The organism is Mesorhizobium sp. M7D.F.Ca.US.004.01.2.1, assembly GCF_003997785.1.
Lineage (GTDB): Bacteria > Pseudomonadota > Alphaproteobacteria > Rhizobiales > Rhizobiaceae > Mesorhizobium > Mesorhizobium loti.
Genome location: NZ_RZRQ01000114.1, coordinates 1 through 17,786, shown reverse-complemented (window position 1 = coordinate 17,786; position 17,786 = coordinate 1). Strand labels below are relative to the sequence as shown.

The 17,786-nt window shown below is 61.8% G+C and carries 20 protein-coding genes and 1 pseudogene; 11 read left to right on the top strand and 10 right to left on the bottom strand.

Annotated elements, in window-relative coordinates:
- From EN993_RS17315 to EN993_RS17290, 6 genes are all read left to right on the top strand, one after another.
- Positions 1-462, top strand: a 462-nt coding sequence (locus EN993_RS17315; protein ID WP_127264310.1) for an ATP-binding cassette domain-containing protein, incomplete at its 5' end; no start/stop codon positions are given.
- Positions 462-1,337 carry a zinc ABC transporter permease AztB gene (gene aztB / locus EN993_RS17310; protein WP_109672416.1) on the top strand — a complete coding sequence of 292 codons (876 nt, stop codon included), beginning with the start codon at positions 462-464 and terminating at the stop codon, positions 1,335-1,337. The genes EN993_RS17315 and aztB, both read left to right, overlap by 1 nt.
- Before the next feature lie 26 nt (positions 1,338-1,363).
- The gene (gene aztC, locus EN993_RS17305; protein WP_109672414.1) at positions 1,364-2,305 is read left to right on the top strand and encodes a zinc ABC transporter substrate-binding protein AztC; all 942 of its coding nucleotides are present in this window, start codon (positions 1,364-1,366) and stop codon (positions 2,303-2,305) included.
- Positions 2,306-2,457: 152 nt separating this feature from the next.
- Complete coding sequence (locus tag EN993_RS17300; RefSeq protein ID WP_127264308.1) at positions 2,458-2,880, top strand: YeeE/YedE family protein; 423 nt, start codon at positions 2,458-2,460, stop codon at positions 2,878-2,880.
- Positions 2,881-2,884: 4 nt separating this feature from the next.
- The gene (locus EN993_RS17295) at positions 2,885-3,322 is read left to right on the top strand and encodes a DUF6691 family protein (protein ID WP_127264306.1); all 438 of its coding nucleotides are present in this window, start codon (positions 2,885-2,887) and stop codon (positions 3,320-3,322) included.
- A gap of 68 nt (positions 3,323-3,390) precedes the next feature.
- Complete coding sequence (locus EN993_RS17290) at positions 3,391-3,729, top strand: TIGR01244 family sulfur transferase (protein ID WP_126068742.1); 339 nt, start codon at positions 3,391-3,393, stop codon at positions 3,727-3,729.
- Between the two features lie 380 nt (positions 3,730-4,109).
- On the opposite strand, the gene EN993_RS17285 is transcribed toward EN993_RS17290, so the two are convergent.
- Positions 4,110-4,577: an Lrp/AsnC family transcriptional regulator gene (locus EN993_RS17285; RefSeq protein ID WP_127264304.1), complete on the bottom strand. Its 468-nt coding sequence runs from the start codon at positions 4,575-4,577 to the stop codon at positions 4,110-4,112.
- A 139-nt stretch (positions 4,578-4,716) separates the two neighbouring features.
- On the opposite strand from EN993_RS17285, the gene hppD reads away from it, so the two are divergent.
- Entirely contained in the window at positions 4,717-5,829 is a 1,113-nt protein-coding gene (hppD, locus tag EN993_RS17280; RefSeq protein ID WP_127264303.1) for a 4-hydroxyphenylpyruvate dioxygenase, read from the top strand.
- Positions 5,830-5,881: 52 nt separating this feature from the next.
- Here hppD and EN993_RS17275 read toward each other — a convergent pair whose 3' ends face one another.
- From EN993_RS17275 to hmgA, 5 genes are read right to left on the bottom strand one after another with little or no spacing between them, the layout of a single operon-like run.
- The gene (locus EN993_RS17275; protein ID WP_127264301.1) at positions 5,882-6,424 is read right to left on the bottom strand and encodes a DinB family protein; all 543 of its coding nucleotides are present in this window, start codon (positions 6,422-6,424) and stop codon (positions 5,882-5,884) included.
- 4 nt (positions 6,425-6,428) lie between these two features.
- Positions 6,429-6,722: a hypothetical protein gene (locus EN993_RS17270; RefSeq protein WP_127264299.1), complete on the bottom strand. Its 294-nt coding sequence runs from the start codon at positions 6,720-6,722 to the stop codon at positions 6,429-6,431.
- 4 nt (positions 6,723-6,726) lie between these two features.
- The gene (locus tag EN993_RS17265; protein ID WP_127264297.1) at positions 6,727-7,740 is read right to left on the bottom strand and encodes a fumarylacetoacetate hydrolase family protein; all 1,014 of its coding nucleotides are present in this window, start codon (positions 7,738-7,740) and stop codon (positions 6,727-6,729) included.
- On the bottom strand, positions 7,737-8,624 hold the full coding sequence (locus EN993_RS17260) for an MBL fold metallo-hydrolase (protein WP_164757689.1): 888 nt from the start codon (positions 8,622-8,624) through the stop codon (positions 7,737-7,739). The genes EN993_RS17265 and EN993_RS17260 overlap by 4 nt, the downstream gene beginning before the upstream one ends.
- An 11-nt stretch (positions 8,625-8,635) precedes the next feature.
- The gene (gene hmgA, locus EN993_RS17255; protein ID WP_127264294.1) at positions 8,636-9,949 is read right to left on the bottom strand and encodes a homogentisate 1,2-dioxygenase; all 1,314 of its coding nucleotides are present in this window, start codon (positions 9,947-9,949) and stop codon (positions 8,636-8,638) included.
- Between the two features lie 87 nt (positions 9,950-10,036).
- Between hmgA and EN993_RS17250 the strand changes: the two genes are divergently transcribed.
- A complete protein-coding gene (locus EN993_RS17250; RefSeq protein ID WP_109672389.1) occupies positions 10,037-10,504 on the top strand; it encodes a MarR family transcriptional regulator in 468 nt (155 codons plus the stop codon).
- A gap of 58 nt (positions 10,505-10,562) precedes the next feature.
- Here the strand turns inward: EN993_RS17250 and tdh are convergent, their stop codons facing one another.
- Complete coding sequence (tdh, locus tag EN993_RS17245) at positions 10,563-11,597, bottom strand: L-threonine 3-dehydrogenase (RefSeq protein WP_109672387.1); 1,035 nt, start codon at positions 11,595-11,597, stop codon at positions 10,563-10,565.
- A gap of 52 nt (positions 11,598-11,649) precedes the next feature.
- Complete coding sequence (locus EN993_RS17240; RefSeq protein WP_109672384.1) at positions 11,650-12,837, bottom strand: glycine C-acetyltransferase; 1,188 nt, start codon at positions 12,835-12,837, stop codon at positions 11,650-11,652.
- Between the two features lie 318 nt (positions 12,838-13,155).
- Between EN993_RS17240 and EN993_RS17235 the strand changes: the two genes are divergently transcribed.
- Positions 13,156-15,222, top strand: a complete 2,067-nt coding sequence (locus EN993_RS17235; RefSeq protein ID WP_109672382.1) for an EAL domain-containing protein — start codon at positions 13,156-13,158, stop codon at positions 15,220-15,222.
- A gap of 131 nt (positions 15,223-15,353) precedes the next feature.
- Positions 15,354-16,094 carry a polysaccharide deacetylase family protein gene (locus EN993_RS17230; protein WP_127264292.1) on the top strand — a complete coding sequence of 247 codons (741 nt, stop codon included), beginning with the start codon at positions 15,354-15,356 and terminating at the stop codon, positions 16,092-16,094.
- Between the two features lie 26 nt (positions 16,095-16,120).
- Here the strand turns inward: EN993_RS17230 and EN993_RS17225 are convergent, their stop codons facing one another.
- Positions 16,121-16,519: a MarR family winged helix-turn-helix transcriptional regulator gene (locus EN993_RS17225; RefSeq protein WP_245468863.1), complete on the bottom strand. Its 399-nt coding sequence runs from the start codon at positions 16,517-16,519 to the stop codon at positions 16,121-16,123.
- 147 nt (positions 16,520-16,666) lie between these two features.
- Between EN993_RS17225 and EN993_RS17220 the strand changes: the two genes are divergently transcribed.
- Positions 16,667-17,074 carry a hypothetical protein gene (locus EN993_RS17220; protein WP_127264290.1) on the top strand — a complete coding sequence of 136 codons (408 nt, stop codon included), beginning with the start codon at positions 16,667-16,669 and terminating at the stop codon, positions 17,072-17,074.
- Between the two features lie 136 nt (positions 17,075-17,210).
- Here EN993_RS17220 and EN993_RS17215 read toward each other — a convergent pair.
- Positions 17,211-17,786, bottom strand: a pseudogene (locus EN993_RS17215) (N-methylproline demethylase); the annotation flags it as partial.

The window sequence follows — 17,786 nt, the reverse complement described above, 5'->3', positions numbered from 1 at the left end:
GCGCTGATGGCGGTCGGCCTCGGCGGCTTCGAGAAGCGGCCGATCGACACGCTTTCGGGCGGCCAGTTGCAACGCACGCTGTTTGCGCGTGTCCTGCTGCAGGACGCCGACCTCATCCTGCTCGACGAACCGTTCAACGCCGTCGACGCCAAGACGGTCGGCGACCTTATTGCCCTGATCAAGCACTGGCATGGCGAAGAACGGACCATCATGGTGGTCGTCCACGATCTCGATCTGGTGCGGCAGAATTTTCCCGAAACGCTGCTTCTCGCCCGCCAGCCGATTGCCTGGGGCGAAACCAGGGAAACGCTGAAGCCGGAAAACCTGCTGCGCGCCCGCCGCTTCCACGAAGCCTGGGAAGAGAATGCGCCCTGGTGCGAGCCAGACGAGCACGCTGATGGTCACGATCACGACCATCATGGCCATGATCATCACCATGGCGTCGGACCGAGGGCTGCCTGATGGATACGCTTTACGGTCTTTTCATCGCACCCTTCGCCGATTTCGGCTTCATGCAGCGAGCCCTGATCGGTTCGCTGATGCTGTCGCTCGGCGCCTGCCCGATCGGCGTCTTCCTGATGCTGCGGCGGATGAGCCTGTCGGGCGACGCCATGGCGCATGCCATCCTGCCCGGTGCCGCCGCCGGCTTCCTGTTCTATGGGCTGGAAATCCTGCCGATGACCATCGGCGGCCTGATCGCCGGCGTCATCGTCGCGCTCGGCGCCGGCGCCGTCTCGCGCTTCACGATCCAGCGTGAGGACGCCTCGATGGCCGCGTTCTATCTGATTTCGCTCGCCATCGGCGTGCTGATGGTGTCGATCCGGGGGTCCAGCGTCGATCTCATGCATGTGCTGTTCGGCACCGTGCTGGCGCTTAACGATGAAGCCTTGACGCTGATCGGCGGCATCGTCGCCGTGACACTGGTCAGCCTTGCCATCTTCTGGCGAGCGCTGGTCGCTGAATGCCTCGACCCGCTGTTCCTGCGTTCGGTCAGCCGGCTCGGCAGTCCGGTGCATTTCATCTTCCTCGGCCTCGTCGTGCTCAACCTCGTCGGCGGCTTCCAGGCACTCGGCACGCTGCTGTCGGTCGGACTGATGATGCTGCCGGCCGCCGCCGCCCGTTTCTGGACGGTGCGCGTCGAGCCGATGTGCGTGCTGGCCGTGCTGATAGGCTTTGCCTCCTGCGTCGCCGGGCTTCTGTTGTCCTATCACGCGTCGCTGCCGTCCGGCCCGGCGATCATCCTGTCGGCCGGCGTCGTCTATTTCGCCTCGATCCTGTTTGGCACGCGCGGCATTCTGCGTGCGCGCATCATCCACCACCGTCACAGAACGGCCTGATCCCCGCCCCTAAAGGAGACCCGTCCATGCTGAAATCGATCCATGCCGCCCTGGCGATGAGCGTTATAACATTAACCGCCTTTGGCGCATCGTCGGCCTTCGCGGCACCGCTGAAAGTGGTCGCCAGCTTCACCGTCATTGCCGATTTCGCCAAAAATGTCGGCGGCGACCGTATCGATGTCACCACCATCGTCGGGCCGGATGGCGACGCCCATGTCTACGAGCCGAGCCCGGCCGATGCGGTGGCCATGGCCAAGGCCGATATCGTGCTGGTCAACGGCCTGCATTTCGAAGGTTTCCTGCAGCGGCTGGTCGACGCCAGCGCCACCAAGGCCTCGATCATCACCTTGACCAAGGGCGTGACGCCAATCGATTTCAAGCCTGAATTCGCCGATGCCGACGCAGCCGAAGGTGCCGGCACCGGCGGCGGCAAGACGGTCACCGATCCGCACGCCTTCCAGTCGATCGCCAATGCCAGGATCTACGTGAAGAACATCGCCGAGGCCTTCTGCGCGGCCGATTCGGACGGCTGCGTCAGCTACCAGACCAACGCCGCCGCCTACACCAAGAAGCTCGACGCGGTCGAAGGTGAAGTGAAAGCGGCGATCGCCTCGATCCCGGAGAGCAAGCGCGTCGTCATCACCTCGCATGACGCCTTCGGCTATTTCGAACACGCATACGGCCTGACCTTCCTCGCCCCGCAAGGCATCTCGACCGACTCCGAACCGTCCGCCGCCGACGTCGCCAAGCTGGTTACCCAGGTGAAACAGGACAAGGCCGCGGCGATCTTCGTCGAGAACATCACCAATCCGCGCCTGATAGAGCAGATCGCCAGCGAGACCGGGATCAAGGTGGGCGGCACGCTCTATTCGGACGCGCTGTCGCAGCCCGACGGCCCGGCTGCTACCTATATCGACATGATGCACAACAATATCCGTCAGATCAAAGGCGCCATTCTCGGTAGTTGATCGAAGCTCTTCTCGGAAAGGCGGAGCCAGTCTCCGCCTTCCGTTTCCGCTCTGGGCCTGAGTTGGATTCTTCGCCGGAAATGTCTATCTGCGCTATGGTGTCAAGCCGCGCGAAGACGCGGATCGACCGCAGCTCGAAAGCCGGCATTGCCATGACAAACTTCACGCCTCTCCAATCGCTGCTTGGCGGCGCTCTCATCGGCCTGTCGGCGGTGCTCTTGATGGCACTGCATGGCCGGATTGCCGGGATGACCGGCATCCTCACCGGGGTCATCCCGCCGCTTTCTCCCGAATGGCGCTGGCGGGCCGCCTTTCTCGCCGGCGCGGTGGCGGCGCCGCTTCTCTATCAGGCTGCTGGCGGACACATCGCCCTCAGCGTGCCTATGCCAACGCTGGCACTTGTCGGCGGCGGCTTCCTGGTCGGCATCGGCTGGCATTTCGGTGGCGGCTGCCCGAGCGGACACGGCATTTGCGGCATAGCGCGGCTGTCGCCACGCTCGATGGTCGCCGTCACGACCTTCATGGTCGCCGCCTTCGCTACCGTCTTCATCATCCGCCACGTGATCGGAGGCTGAACCCGTGAACAAGCTCGTCTCCGCATTTCTGATCGGTGGGGTTTTCGGCCTCGGCATCGCCATTTCCGGCATGATCAATCCGGCAAAAGTGCTGAACTTTTTCGATATTGCCGGCACATGGGATCCAAGCCTGATCTTCGTCATGGCTGGCGGCCTTGCGGTCGCCTTCGTCGGCTATCGCCTCGTATTCGCTCGGCGCAAGACGCCGGTGTTCGAAACCGCCTTCGCACTACCGACAAAACGCGTCATCGACACGGAACTGGTTGGCGGCGCCGCTGTCTTCGGCATCGGCTGGGGCATTGCCGGCTTCTGTCCCGGCGGAGCCATACCTGCCCTTGGCCTTGGCTATTCGGCGACAGCGATCTTCATTGCAGCGGTGATTGCCGGCATCGTAGTGGCGCGTTTCGCAAGGGCAAGGCTCGCTCAACCGGCCGCGGCATAGGATTCGAGTTGCCGGCCACGTCAGGGAGTGGCAAGACTCCAGCCAAATCAGATTGCGAGGACACTGCCATGGAATACCGCGAAATCAGCGAGGACTATTCGGTCTCGGGCCAGATCCAGCCGGAAGACGTCGCCGCCATCAAGGAAGCCGGCTTCAAGAGCATCATCTGCAACCGGCCCGATGACGAACAACCGGGCCAGCCTTCCGCCGACACCGTCAAGGCAGCGGTCGAAGCCGCGGGCCTCGCCTTCCGCTACATCCCCGTTATCAGCGGCCAGATCACGGCCGAGAATGTCGACGATCAGGCCGAGGCGCTGGATGAGCTTGACGGCCCGGTCTTTGCCTACTGCCGCTCGGGCGCACGCTGCACGAATCTGTACGGGCTGATCCAGCAGTCGAAGGGTTGAAGAGCCAAGGCAACTCCAATGCGCTTGGCCGATTCAGCTCCTTGCACCTCTATCTTTGATGTATTCGAGGTAGAGAAACGCCAGACCTAGACTAATGAAGGCTCCCCTTACACCATCGTTTCCGTCTGCTACCAGGTATGCAAAGAAGCTTCCAATCATAAGATAAACCAACGACGACAGCAAATTTCCGAAGGAAATACTCGGGCCAACTGGCTTTATGTATCCAATCACTACTGCAATTGGAGGCACAAGATAGATAGATTTTGGCACAAGGTAGACAGCAATGAGCGTCGTCGCCAATAGAACGGCAGATATCGAGAGAGACAACAGCATATAGTATCGCGTTGGCTTTCTTTCCATGTCGCTTCCTATATCTACAATCAAATCGGTAGCGCGCCGGTTTCCTTCAGCGTTTCCAGCACGATCGCCGTCTTCACATGCTGCACCGATTCATGCGGCAGAAGCACCCCGTTGACGAATTCCGACAGCGATTTCAAATCGGGCGTCACCACTTTCAGGATGTAGTCCATCTCGCCGGTCAGCGCGTGCGCTTCCTGCACTTCGGGCAGCCGCGCCACCAGTTCGCCGAAGCGCCGCGCATTGTCGCGGTTGTGCGTGGCGAGCGTGACAGAGATGACGTTGACCAGGGAAAAACCGAGCTTGTCGCGGTCGAGCACCGCCCGGTAGCCCTTGATGAAGCCGTCCTCCTCGAGCCGCTGACGGCGGCGCGAGCATTGCGACGCCGACAGGTTCACCCGCTCCGAAAGATCGTTGTTGGTCAGCCGCGCATCCCCCTGCAATAGCGCCATTATCTTGCGGTCGAACTGATCAATACGCGCCCAATCCATGGTTTTTCCTCTTATCATGCATGCTTCACGCATGAGATGACCATTTCAAGCGTTTGAATGCAAGCACCATGCACGCCATCAGCGCTATGATGGCGCAAGACGAGCCTTTTCAGGCCAAGCCAGCTTTCGGAGGAATACCATGGGCCCCTTCCCGCACGACGCCCCGCCCGCCAGGATCAGCAAGGACAACCCGGCGGGCACCGATGGTTTCGAGTTCGTCGAATTCGCGCATCCGGAGCCGCAGAAGCTGGCCGAACTGTTCACCCGCATGGGCTATGTCGCGGTGGCGAAGCACCGCACGAAGGACATCACCATCTGGCGCCAGGGCGACATCAACTATGTCGTCAATGCCGAGCCCGGCTCGCATGCGATGAAATTCGTCGACAAGCACGGGCCTTGTGCTGCCTCGATGGCCTGGCGGGTGGTCGATGCCAAGCACGCTTTCGATCATGCCGTTGCCAAGGGCGCCACGCCTTACGAAGGCACCGACAAGGCGCTCGACGTGCCGGCAATCGTCGGCATTGGCGGCTCGTTGCTCTATTTCATCGAGACCTATGGCAAGAAGGGTTCAGCCTATGATGCCGAGTTCGAGTGGCTGGGTGCGCGCGACCCACGGCCGGAAGGCGTCGGCTTCTACTATCTCGATCACCTGACCCACAATGTCTATCGCGGCCAGATGGACAAATGGTGGGATTTCTACCGCAATCTGTTCGGCTTCAAGCAGATCCATTTCTTCGACATCGACGGCAAGATCACCGGCCTGGTCAGCCGCGCCATCACCTCGCCTTGTGGCAAGATCCGCATTCCGCTCAACGAATCCAAGGATGAGACCAGCCAGATCGCCGAGTATCTGAAGAAGTACAATGGCGAGGGCATCCAACACATCGCTGTCGGCACCGACGAGATTTACGCCGCCACCGACAGGCTGGCTGAAAACGGGCTCAAGTTCATGCCCGGCCCGCCGGAAACCTACTACGACATGTCGTATGACCGTGTGAATGGCCATGACGAACCGATCGAGCGGATGAAGAAGCACGGCATCCTGATCGACGGCGAAGGTGTCGTCGACGGCGGCATGACCAAGATCCTGCTGCAGATTTTCTCGAAAACCGTGATCGGCCCGATCTTCTTCGAATTCATCCAGCGCAAGGGCGACGAAGGTTTTGGCGAAGGCAATTTCCGCGCGCTGTTCGAATCGATCGAGCAGGACCAGATCAAGCGCGGCGTGATCAAGGTTCAGGCGGCGGAGTAGCGTTCAGGTCGAGCGGACTGCGCATGGCCTCATTTTCAGGTCATGCGCTGGATCAGATTTTGAGCCCCAACCGCTCGACCTCTTTCTCCCTCAGCTTCGCATCATAATCGAGCAGGAACTCGTCGAGTTGCGGCGGCTTGACCGAAGTGCCGGACAGCATTGCGTGCACCTGGCCGCGGTGGTGGATGTCGTGCAGGAAGACGTGGGCGAGGATATCGCCGATGCGCTCGGGGATCATGCCGTCCTCGCGCCGGTCGGTGATGACGCGGCGATCCAGATCCTCGGCCGACAGCCCATCGCAAAAGGCGATCAGGCGCCGGTCGGCCTCGACCTGAGCGACGTAAAGTGCCCCCGGCTTGTCGAACGACACGAAGTCGTCATGAGCGGCAGCACCGACGCCGCCCTCCTCGAGAAAATCGAGATAGAGATGGTCAACCGCCAGCATGTGGTTGAGCGTTTCCTTGATCGACGGAAAGAAGCTGGTGCGTTCGGCCTCGAACTCACCCGGCTGGAGCGACAGCACCGCGCGGTAGAGCCGGTCGTTCGACCACAGATTGTTGCCGGCCATACGGCGCAGATGGTCAAGCAGGTTCACGAGATCATCCCCCTGCCCGCACCATATGCAAGCCTGCTCCCACAATCGCGAATCCGGCAAGAACGATCAACAGCAGCCCGTTCATGCGTCGCCGCATGGCTTGCGTCTCCTCATCCCGCGCGACGTTCATGTTGGTGATGGTGTGGAACATCATCGCCTTGCGCGGAAAGCCGCTGCGGTTGGTCAGGTCAGGCGAGCGCGCCTCGATGCGGTAACTCAGCCGGATCGCCTGGATGAACGCGGCCAGTATGGCGAGTGCCCAGACACCGGCCAGCAGATAGAATGCGTCCCCCGCCATTCCCTTACCTCTCGTATTTCTCGACCTTCTGTTCGATGGCGCCGAAGATCGAATGCCCAGCTTTGTCCTTCATCTCGATGCGCACCGTGTCGCCGAAGCGCAGGAACGGCGTTTTGGGCTCGCCTGACACGATGGTCTCGATCATGCGCAGTTCGGCGATGCAGGAATAGCCGGCGCCACCGGCCGAAACAGGCTTGCCCGGCCCGCCGTCGAGCTTGTTGGAGACGGTGCCGGAACCGATGATCGTGCCGGCGGCCAATGGCCGTGTCCTTGCCGCGTGAACGATCAGCGCCGGGAAATCGAAGGTCATGTCGATACCGGCATTGGCGCGACCGAACGGCTTGCCGTTGAGATCGGCCAGCAGCGGCAGGCTGACCTTGCCGCCATCCCAGGCATTGCCCAGTTCGTCCGGCGTCACCGCGACAGGCGAAAACGCCGAGGACGGTTTTGACTGAAAGAAGCCGAATCCCTTGGCGAGTTCCGGCCCCGTGAGCGCGCGCAACGTGACGTCGTTGACCAGCATGACCAGTCGGATCGCTGCCTTTGCCTCTTCGAGGCTGGCGCCCATCGGCACATCGTCGACAATGACAGCAACTTCTCCTTCCATGTCGATGCCGAAGGCTTCGTCAGGCATGCGGATCGGGTCGCGCGGTGGAATGAAGGCGTCCGAGCCGCCCTGGTAGATGAGCGGGTCGGTCCAGAAGCTCGCCGGCATCTCGGCCCCGCGCGCTTTGCGCACCAGCTCGACATGGTTCACATATGCCGAGCCATCGGCCCATTGATAGGCGCGCGGCAGCGGCGAATGGGCGTCATGCTCGTGGAAGCGCTCCGCCGGCATCGCATTGTTCTCCAGCGATTCCGCTATCGTCGCGAGATGCGGGGCGATGCGCCGCCAGTCGTCGAGCGCCGCCTGCAACGTGCGCACCAGGAACGAGGCGTCGGTGAAGCGTGTCAGGTCACGCGAGACGACGACGAGTTTTCCGTCGCGCGTCCCGTCCTTCAATGTGGCAAGCTTCATGCGGTTTCCTCTCCTGCTGCAGCTTTGGCGCTGCTTAATTCCACAACAAGGCCGTCGCGGGCGATCGTCAAGCCGCCGGCCCATGTTTTCCTGACAGCGGCGATCCAGTCGGCCTCGCCGATCTGGGCGTCGTCGGCAGGAATGAGATGATTGAGCACCAGTCTCTTGACGCCGGCATCGCTGGCGATGCTGCCGGCCTCTTCGGCAAAGCTGTGGCTGGCGAGCAGATGCTCTTTCAGCCGCGCGCCATTGCCGGTCCTGGCCACCAGCCGCTCGATGCCTTCTTCCAGCATGGCTTCGTGGGCCAGGATATCGGCGCCCCGGGCAAAATCGGCGAGCGGCGGATAGAAGGCCGTATCGGCGGAGAACACCACGCTTTTGCCCGCGTATTCGAAGCGCAGCGCAAAACAGTCGGTCACCGGCGGATGCTCGACGCGCAGCGCCGAAACCGTCAAGCCGCCTTGTTCGACCACCTGGCCTTCGCCGAATTCGACGATCGAAACCAGCTCACGAATATCTGGCCGGCCCTCATCGACGATCCGGATCTCGATGTCGAACTCCATCGCCTGGCAAAAACGCCGCCAGTAATGACCCGTGCCGGGCGGACCGAACACGCCGACGGGCGTCGCCAAGCCCGCTGTCCACGCGGTGTGGATCAGCGGCCCCAGTTCCAGCACATGGTCGGAATGCAAATGCGTGATGAAGATCAGGTCGAGCGCCTTCAGGCTGATACCGGCATCGACCAGACCACGCGTCACGCCAAGTCCGCAGTCGACGACGATGCTGCGGCCGCCGATCTCCAGCAGCGACGAACTCGGCCATGGGCCACCTGGCCGCAGCGCCGGGCCGCCCTTCGAACCCAAAATCACCAGCCGATCCGGCATTGGCTCTGTGCTCAAGACCAGTCGCCCTCAGGCGTGCCGTTGAAGCGCTTCTTCAGGTCCGCCCAGCAGTCGATGTAATTGTCCTGCCGGGTTTCGAGTTCGGCGCCGTAGCGGGTCAGCATCTGCGGGTAGCGGGTCTCGAACATGAAGGCCATGGTGTTGTCGAGCTTGACCGGTTTCAGGTCCGCGCGCGAGGCTTTTTCGAAGCCAGGCGCATCCGGCCCATGGGCCAGCATCAGATTGTGCAGGCTGATGCCACCGGGCACAAAACCCTCTTCCTTGGCGTCGTACTGGCCGTGGATCAGCCCCATGAACTCGCTCATGATGTTGCGGTGATACCAGGGCGGCCGGAACGTATCTTCGGCCACCAGCCAGCGCGGCGGGAAGATGACGAAGTCGATGTTGGCGGTGCCCTCCTCGCCGCTCGGCGCCGTCAGCACTGTGAAGATCGACGGATCGGGGTGGTCGAACAGCAGCGCTCCGACCGGCGAAAAGGTCGCCAGATCATATTTGTAGGGCGCATAGTTGCCGTGCCAGGCAACGACATCCAGCGGCGAATGACCGATCTCGGTGACATGGAAATTGCCGCACCATTTCACCGTCAGCCGGCATGGCGTTTCCTTCTCCTCGAACCAGGCGCAAGGCGTCTTGAAATCGCGCGGGTTGGCCAGGCAGTTGGCGCCGATCGGACCACGGTCGGGCAGCGTCAGCTTGGCGCCGTAATTCTCGCAGACATAGCCACGCACTTGCCTGTCGACCAACTCGACCTTGAAGACGAGGCCGCGTGGCAGCACCGCGATCTCGCCGGGCCGAAGCTCAATGACGCCCATCTCGGTGACGAAGCGCAAAGCGCCGACCTGTGGCACGATCAGCAATTCGCCGTCAGCATTGAAGAAATGATCGTCGACCATAGAGGTGTTGGCGACATAGACGTGGGCTGCCATGCCGGTCTGCCCGAGCACGTCGCCGGCGGTGGTTATGCTGCGCATACCGGCGATGAAATCGGTCGGCTCCTTCGGCATCGGCACCGGATTCCAGCGATACTGGCCAAGCGCCAGTTCGTGATCGCCGACATTGGGCGCGCTCTTCCACAAGGGATAGCTCGCCGGCTTGAAGCGGCCGGTGTGCTTGACGCTCGGCCTGATGCGGTAGAGCCAGGAGCGCTCATTGGTGCCGCGCGGGGCGGTGAAGGGCGAGCCCGAAAGCTGCTCGGCATAGAGCCCGTAGGCCGGCCGCTGCGGCGAGTTCCGTCCTTGCGGCAGCGAACCGGGCAGCGTCTCGGTTTCGAAGTCGTTGCCGAAACCCGGCATGTAGGAAAAGGCCATTGCTTCCTCCCGGAATGGATCTCAATTGACCAAACTGGTTTCAGTTGTAACTATCGAAAATGTAACCATCAATGGCGACTTTGAAAAATGGCGATCAAGAGCGAAGCGTCCGACGAGCCTGAAATTCTCAATCTGGAGAATTTCCTGCCCTACCGGCTCTACCGGCTTGCCGACGCCGTCAGCCGCGAATTCTCGCGAATATACAAGGACAGCCATGGCCTGACGCGGCCGGAATGGCGCACCCTTTCCGGGCTTGGGCAGCATGGAACAATGACGGCGTCTGCAATCGGCGAGCAATCGGCAATGCACAAGACCAAGGTGTCGCGCGCTGTTGCTGAACTCGAACGGCGGCGCTGGCTCACGCGGACACCAGATGAGAATGATCGCCGGGTCGAGCATCTGGCGCTGACCAAGGCCGGCCTTGCCGCCTATCGCGAAATGGTGCCGCTGGCGAAGGCGTTCGAGCGGGAGTTGCTGGCGAAACTGAGCGTCAGCGAACGCGAAGCGATCGCGAACGGACTGGCGGCGCTGCAGGCTGCGTTGGGCAAAGGCTAGGTCGGGAACAGAAATGCCGACATATTAGCGGGACAGCGCAACGCCTCTTATTAGGCGCCTACCAGTCCATCACCACCTTGCCGGAACTGCCGCTGCGCATCGCATCGAAGCCGGCCTGGAAATCGTCGATGCCGATCCGGTGCGTGATAAGCCCGGAAACATCGAGCGGCCCCTGCACCAGCGCGATCATCTTGTACCAGGTCTCGAACATCTCACGGCCGTAGATGCCCTTGAGATGCAGCATCTTGAAGATGACCTTGTTCCAGTCGATCTCGAAGCCGGTCGGCGCGATACCCAGAATGGCGATCTTGCCGCCATTGTTCATGGTGTCGATCATGTCGCGGAAGGCAGGTGCAGCGCCCGACATTTCAAGGCCGACATCAAAGCCTTCGGTCATGCCGAGCGCTGGCATGATTTCGCGCAGCTTTTCCTTGGAGGCGTCGACGACATGCTGGACGCCGAGCTTTTTCGCCAGCGCCAGCCGCACCGGGTTGATGTCGGTGATGACCACTTTTCGCGCGCCGACGCATTGCGCGACGAGCGCGCCCATGATGCCGATCGGCCCGGCACCGGTGACCAGCACATCCTCGCCGACCAGATCGAAGGACAATGCGGTGTGAACCGCATTGCCCAAGGGATCGAAAATCGCGGCGATTTCGTCCGGCACATCGTCGGGGATCGGCACAACATTATGTTGCGGGATCGCCAGATACTCGCCGAAAGCGCCGGGACGGTTGACGCCGACGCCGAGGGTGTTGCGGCACAGATGCCCCCTGCCCGCACGGCAGTTGCGGCAATGACCGCAGACGATGTGGCCTTCGCCCGACACGCGCTGGCCGACCTTGTATTCGGTGACCGCGGCGCCGAAATCGGCAACGGTTCCGACAAATTCGTGGCCGGTGACCATTGGCACCGGCACCGTCTTTTGCGCCCACTGGTCCCAATTGTAGATATGGACGTCAGTGCCGCAGATTGCCGTCTTCTTGATCTTGATCAGCACGTCGTTGGGGCCGATTTCCGGCACCGGCACCTCTTCCATCCAGATGCCCGGTTCGGCCTTGGCCTTCACCAGCGCCTTCATCATGTTCGACATGCGTTTGTCCCTTGAATCTCTTGATCCGGAGTCGCTTTTCGATTCCGGCCTTTCAGGAAATGACCCCGAGTTCGCGCCCGACGGCGGCAAACGCTTCCACCGCGCGGTCGATGTCGGCGCTGGAATGCGCCGCCGACATCTGGGTGCGGATGCGCGCCTGGCCCTTCGGCACCACCGGGAAAGAAAAGCCGATGACGTAGATGCCGCGCTTCAGCATGCGCGCGGCCATCTCCTGCGCCAGGCTGGCATCGCCCAGCATCACCGGAATGATCGGATGGTCGGCGCCGGCCAGCGTGAAGCCGAGCTTGCCCATCTGCGACCGGAACCGCGCCGCATTGGCATAGAGGCGCTCGCGCAAGGCGTCGCCATTGCGGATCAGTTCGAACACCTTGATCGAAGCGCCGGCAATCGCCGGCATGAGCGTGTTGGAGAAGAGATAGGGTCGTGAGCGCTGGCGCAGCCAGTCGACCACTTGGCTCTTGCCCGAGGTGTAACCGCCGGAGGCGCCGCCGAGCGCCTTGCCGAGCGTCCCGGTGATGATGTCGACCCTGCCCTCGACGCCGCAATGCTCGGCCGAGCCGCGGCCGTTCCGGCCGACGAAGCCGACCGCATGGCTGTCGTCAACCATCACCATGGCGTCGTACTTCTCAGCGAGGTCGCAGACACCCCGAAGGTTAGCGATGATGCCATCCATCGAAAACACGCCATCGGTGGCGATCAGCCGGAAGCGACAGTCCTTGGCTTCCTTCAGGCGCGCCTCGAGATCGGCCATGTCGTTGTTGGCGTAGCGGAAGCGTTTGGCCTTCGACAGCCGCACGCCGTCGATGATCGAGGCGTGGTTCAGCGCATCGGAAATGATCGCGTCGTCCTCACCGAGCAACGTTTCGAACAGGCCGCCATTGGCGTCGAAGCAAGAGCCGTAGAGGATGGTGTCTTCCAGGCCGAGGAAGGATGAAATCGTCGCCTCGAGCTGCTTGTGCTCCTCCTGCGTGCCGCAGATGAAACGCACCGATGCCATGCCGTAGCCATAGCGGTCGAGCGCCTGGCTGGCCGCCGCCCGCAGGTCGGCGCTGTCGGCGAGGCCGAGATAGTTGTTGGCGCAGAAATTGAGCACCTTCTGCCCGCCGACCTCGATCTCGGCTGACTGGGTCGAAGAGATCACCCGTTCGGATTTGTAGAGGCCTGCCGATTTGAGCCCCGCGAGCTCGCTGTCGATGTGGGAGAGGAATGCTGCGGTCATGATCTAGCCTCGTTTGACGTGGGCCGACTGTCGTCTCGTCCGCGCGAAAAATCCATCGCAAAAACGACCGGATCGGTGGCAAGCGGCCCGATGTGGCCCGATGTGGATTGTCATACGGCCGCAGAAGCGGGGCCACGACAAATGCGGCAGGCCAACGACCGCTCAAATGTCGGTACAGCGCTAAACGAGCCGATAACCATTTCGCGATCTTTCCACGGCTCCCCCTTGCCGGCCGGCTGTCGATTTCCAGTCCTGTTAACGTTTGCAGTTCAATGGTGCTCATACAGGAATCCGTTGGCGAGAGGGCCGCCCCCGAAAATGTCGCAGCAGCCGGTGCAAACCGTTTCAGGCAAGCTCATATTGCTGATCAAGGCTGGCTATTGGCTGGCCCTGCTAATTATTGCGGCCATGGTGATAGCCTCCTTCATCCTGCTGCAGCAGATGATGGCAACCCAACAGCACAACCACACCTTGCTCGACATTGTCAGCACGCAAAAGACGCTGTCGCAGCGCATCGTCTTCCTTGCCAGTGCAACGGTTGCTGGTTCGCGCGACAAGCAGCCGGCGCTGGTCAGCGCGCTCAAGCAGGCAACGGCGGAGTTCGAGACGAACTACGATCTGCTGCTCGAGCAGACGGGAGCCGATCCGCAATCGCCGGCCAAGCTCGACTCGAAGTCGATCGAAAGTGTCCTTTTCGCCAAGCCTTTTCACCTCGATTATTTCTCGGTCGGGCTAATCGCCAATGGCGACCGCCTGATCTCGGCCTATGAATCGCGATTCACAGGCAATGGCGGCTACAAAGGTGGCGACGAGCGCGTTAATCTCGATGCCTCTGTCGCCAATGCGACCTTGTCGGGCTATGCCGCGCTTGGCCAGCGCATCAGCGCCGATGCCGACGAGCGCTCCGAGAAGCTGCTCGCCCTGCACCGCACATTGTTCTACGCCACCCTCGGCGTCATCATACTGGTGGCGCTCTTCATTTTCAGGCCGATGTCGAACGCCATCCTGCGCAAGACGCATGAACTGATCGACGCGCGCAATTCCATGGCCTTCATCGCGGTGCATGACGGCCTCACCGGCCTGCACAACCGCACGTTCCTGACCGACCATTTCGACACGCTGATCAAGGGCACGCACCGGCGCCGCGAGCGCCTTGCCGTCGTCCAGCTCGACCTCGACCGGTTCAAGCAGATCAACGATACGCTCGGCCACGCCGCCGGCGACTATGTGCTGGTCGTCACGGCGCAGCGCATGCGCGATTCCTGCCGGGCGTCAGATCTGTGCGTGCGGCTGGGCGGCGACGAGTTCGTCATGATCCTCGGCGGTGCCGGCGGCACCGAAGACATCAACATGCTGGCGCGGCGCATCCTGGCGCACATCAACGAGCCGATCGTCTTCCAGGGCACGACCATTCTACCAGGCGCCAGCGCCGGCATCGCCGTCTATCCGATCGACGCCGACAATGCGCAGGATCTGCTGGTGCACGCCGATCTGGCGCTCTACTCCGCCAAGAAGCTGGGCGGCAGCAACTTCTCCTTCTTCTCCGAAGAGTTGCGCCGCGAACTCGACTATCGCAAGCAACTCGAGCACGACATCAAGGTCGCCATCGCGGAGCGGGCCTTCCAGGTCTATTTCCAGCCGCAGGTTTCGCTGACCAACGGCACGATCAGCGGCATCGAGGCGCTGGTGCGCTGGAACCATGCCGAGCGCGGCATGATCCCGCCCGGCGAATTCATTCCGGTCGCCGAGAAATGCGGCTTCATGCCCGAGATCGGCCGCATCGTCATCACCAAGGCGATCAACGAGGCGGCCGAATGGAACCGCGCCGGGATTGCCTTCGGGCGGCTTGCCGTCAATGTTTCCGGCACCGAATTGCGCGAACACGATTTCGATGCGTTTTTGTTTGAGACGCTGGAAAAGGCCGGGTTGCCGCCGCAGAAACTGTCGCTGGAAATCGTCGAATCCGTCATTCTCGACGACGAGAAGACGGGCATAGCCGCCAAGCTGCGCCACATCAGGGCGGCCGGCGTTCATCTCGAACTCGACGATTTCGGCACCGGCTATGCCTCGCTCAGCCATGTCAACCCGAACGAGATCGACCGGCTGAAGATCGACCGCCGCTTCGTCCAGAACATCCATGAGAATGGCGACAATTCGAAGATCGTGCGCGCCATCACCGAGCTGGCGCGTGGCCTTGGCATCTCGATCGTTGCCGAAGGCGCTGAAACCGAGGCCGAGCTCGAGTCGCTGATGGCGATCGGCTGCGACCAGGTGCAGGGTTATTCCATCGCCTTCCCGATGCCGCACGACAAGGCGCTGGAATGGCTGACCGCCCGCATGCCGAAGAAAGCCAAGCTGACAGTGCTGCAGGGAAGCCTGGCGTAGGCTTGCCTTTTTGTTTGTGCATGTCGTTGTCCAAAATCGCTGCGCACTTTTGGGCGACATGCACCGGCTCGCCTTGACAAGCCGTTGTGGGCATGGCCGCCTGTCATGATTGCAACCGGATATTGCGGGTGATGACACCGTTTCGGTTTGTCCTGGCGGCACTGTTGATTTTTGCGGTCCCCGCCCATGGCGCCGATCGCACCATCTATCTTACCTTCGACGATGGCCCGCTGAACGGCACAAGCAACATCCTCGATGTGCTGGAAGCCGAGCAGGTTCCGGCGACCATGTTCATGGTCGGCATGCACGCGCAGGCGAGCGCCGGCAACAGGGCGCTCGCCCAACGCGCCAAGCAGCTTGCGCTGGTGACGCTCGGCAACCACAGCTACAGCCACGCCAACAACCGCTACCAGCATTTTTACGCCGACACCGAAGGCGTCGTCGCCGACATGATGCGGGCAAACGCGGTGCTTGGCTTGAAGCCGATGGTGCATGCGCGGCTGCCGGGACGCGACGTGTTCAGGCTGCCCTCCATGTCGAAGAACGACACCTCGCTTGGCCTCGCCCAGGAGGGGCATGAAGAGCCCGACTACGAGTTTGTCGCGGCCTCAGGCTTCTATCTCTACGGCTGGGACCACGAATGGGTGCACAAGGACAGCGGCGAACCGGTGCAGAGCGTCGACCATCTGGTCAGCGAGATCGACCACCTCTTCGGCTATGGCCGCTTCGTCAAGCCCGGCAAGCTGATCCTGTTGATGCATGACGAGATGTTCCAGGACCGCTTCGACGGCAAGACGAAGCTGACCAATTTGATCACCGCGCTGAAGCTGCGCCATTACACCTTTGGGACAATCCAGGGCTACGACGACTGAACCGATGATCGGGGGTGCGCGCTCCCCTATCCTCCCACATTGCCCCGCAACGCCGCCAGCACCTGCGCGAACTCCGCCAGCCGCTCGTCGGACAACCCCACCCGCAGCCGCTTGTCAAAGGAAAGCGCTGCTTTGCGCAATGTCTCGAACATTGCTTCTCCGGCCCCGGTCAATTCGACCAGATGAACGCGACGGTTGACGGGATCGCGGCGGCGCATCAGCAGGCCCTGTGCCTCCATCGCGTTGAGATGGTGGGTCAGCGTCGCCCCCTGGATGCCGATCATGCCGGCGAGTTCGCGCTGATTGGCAAGCCTGCTCGACTTGACCGACAGCAGGGTGAGCCAGACCGGCAACGTACCGCCGGCCTCGACCAAGGCGGCGTCGAAAGCCTGGGCAACCAGCTTGGCGGTTCGGCCGAGATTCATGCCAACTGGCGGGCGTTCGAAGGGTGTCATTGCAGGACACTAAACGGTGTTTTCCGCAGATGGAACTGGCTGTCTTTTATACATTGACATCTAATCATTCGATATCTAACTTTATGTGCAATGGCGGGCGCGAGAGGAGATCCGGTCATGCAGTATGTCTACATCGTCATTATCGGCCTTCATGTCATGGCCGGTGTTTTCTGGGCAGGCACCACGATCACGCTGGCGCGCGATCCCGATATCCGGGCCGAACGCTTCATCCAGCCGCAGATGGGCGCGACCGGCATGGTTTTCCTGACCGGAGCGCTGCTCTGGTATTTCTTCCACGGCGCCTATTTCGGTTCGATGGAAATGGTGCTCGCGCTTGGCATCCTGGCCGCTTTCGCCGCCGCCGGCGTGCTCGGCGCCATGGTCAGGGCGCCGAGCAGACGACTTGCCGATGCGAATGCGGAAACCGAAACGCAACTTCGCGCCAGAATGGCGACGGGCGAGCGCATTGCCGCCTGGTTGCTGGTCGTCACGGTGCTGTGCATGGCTGTCGCGAGAATGGTCTGAGACGCCGCACCTCCTCACAGAATCGTACGTTGTCTGGCGACGAGCCAATGACGTGCGGGCGCGCGGCCAGATCGAAGTACACGGGCTCTCGTACGCAGGTCCGACCGCGCGCCACCGATCCTCGCGATACCTAATTTCAGATCCGCAAGCCGAACCTGATGCCGTCATAGATGGCGGCATGGATGTTGCGCGAGGCGACCGCGTCGCCAATGCGGAACATCACGAAGCCGCCTTGCGGATTACGGGCCGGAAAGATGTCGCCACCGCTCACCAGACGCTCGTAATCCACCGCGCCGCCATTCTTCGACAGCGGCTTCAGCGAGAGATAGAGATCGTCGAGCGGCAGCGTGCCGTGCTCGACCACCACCTGGTCGACCCGCCGCTCACCGCGCCAGCTGTCGGCGAAATCCGAGGCCAGTTCGGCGATCAGCTGGTTGCCTTCGCGCCGCACCGAACGCAGCCGTGTGTTGATGGTGATGGTGACGCCCTTTTCCTGGAAGGCGCGCATGTATGGCACGTGATTCATACCGCCCATTTCCGGGGCAAAGAAGCGCTCCGGCGAAACAAGTTCTAGTTTCGAGCCGGCATTGGCGATCAGTTCGGCCGCGCCCATGCCCTGATGGCCGCCATTGTCGTCATAGAGCAGCACGTTTTCGGCCGGCTTGACGCTGCCAGCCATGATGTCCCAGCTTGAGGTGACAAGGTTGTCGCC

Coding starts and splice junctions, on each gene's coding strand:
- tdh (WP_109672387.1), bottom strand. CDS start 11,597: ATGTCGAACATGATGAAGGCGCTGGTGAAGGCCAAGGCCGAACCGGGC.
- aztC (WP_109672414.1), top strand. CDS start 1,364: ATGCTGAAATCGATCCATGCCGCCCTGGCGATGAGCGTTATAACATTA.
- EN993_RS17250 (WP_109672389.1), top strand. CDS start 10,037: ATGGCGATCAAGAGCGAAGCGTCCGACGAGCCTGAAATTCTCAATCTG.
- EN993_RS17285 (WP_127264304.1), bottom strand. CDS start 4,577: ATGGATTGGGCGCGTATTGATCAGTTCGACCGCAAGATAATGGCGCTA.
- EN993_RS17260 (WP_164757689.1), bottom strand. CDS start 8,624: ATGCCGGATCGGCTGGTGATTTTGGGTTCGAAGGGCGGCCCGGCGCTG.
- hppD (WP_127264303.1), top strand. CDS start 4,717: ATGGGCCCCTTCCCGCACGACGCCCCGCCCGCCAGGATCAGCAAGGAC.
- aztB (WP_109672416.1), top strand. CDS start 462: ATGGATACGCTTTACGGTCTTTTCATCGCACCCTTCGCCGATTTCGGC.
- EN993_RS17235 (WP_109672382.1), top strand. CDS start 13,156: ATGTCGCAGCAGCCGGTGCAAACCGTTTCAGGCAAGCTCATATTGCTG.
- EN993_RS17300 (WP_127264308.1), top strand. CDS start 2,458: ATGACAAACTTCACGCCTCTCCAATCGCTGCTTGGCGGCGCTCTCATC.
- EN993_RS17270 (WP_127264299.1), bottom strand. CDS start 6,722: ATGGCGGGGGACGCATTCTATCTGCTGGCCGGTGTCTGGGCACTCGCC.
- EN993_RS17290 (WP_126068742.1), top strand. CDS start 3,391: ATGGAATACCGCGAAATCAGCGAGGACTATTCGGTCTCGGGCCAGATC.
- EN993_RS17265 (WP_127264297.1), bottom strand. CDS start 7,740: ATGAAGCTTGCCACATTGAAGGACGGGACGCGCGACGGAAAACTCGTC.
- EN993_RS17230 (WP_127264292.1), top strand. CDS start 15,354: ATGACACCGTTTCGGTTTGTCCTGGCGGCACTGTTGATTTTTGCGGTC.
- EN993_RS17225 (WP_245468863.1), bottom strand. CDS start 16,519: ATGAATCTCGGCCGAACCGCCAAGCTGGTTGCCCAGGCTTTCGACGCC.
- EN993_RS17240 (WP_109672384.1), bottom strand. CDS start 12,837: ATGACCGCAGCATTCCTCTCCCACATCGACAGCGAGCTCGCGGGGCTC.
- EN993_RS17220 (WP_127264290.1), top strand. CDS start 16,667: ATGCAGTATGTCTACATCGTCATTATCGGCCTTCATGTCATGGCCGGT.
- hmgA (WP_127264294.1), bottom strand. CDS start 9,949: ATGGCCTTTTCCTACATGCCGGGTTTCGGCAACGACTTCGAAACCGAG.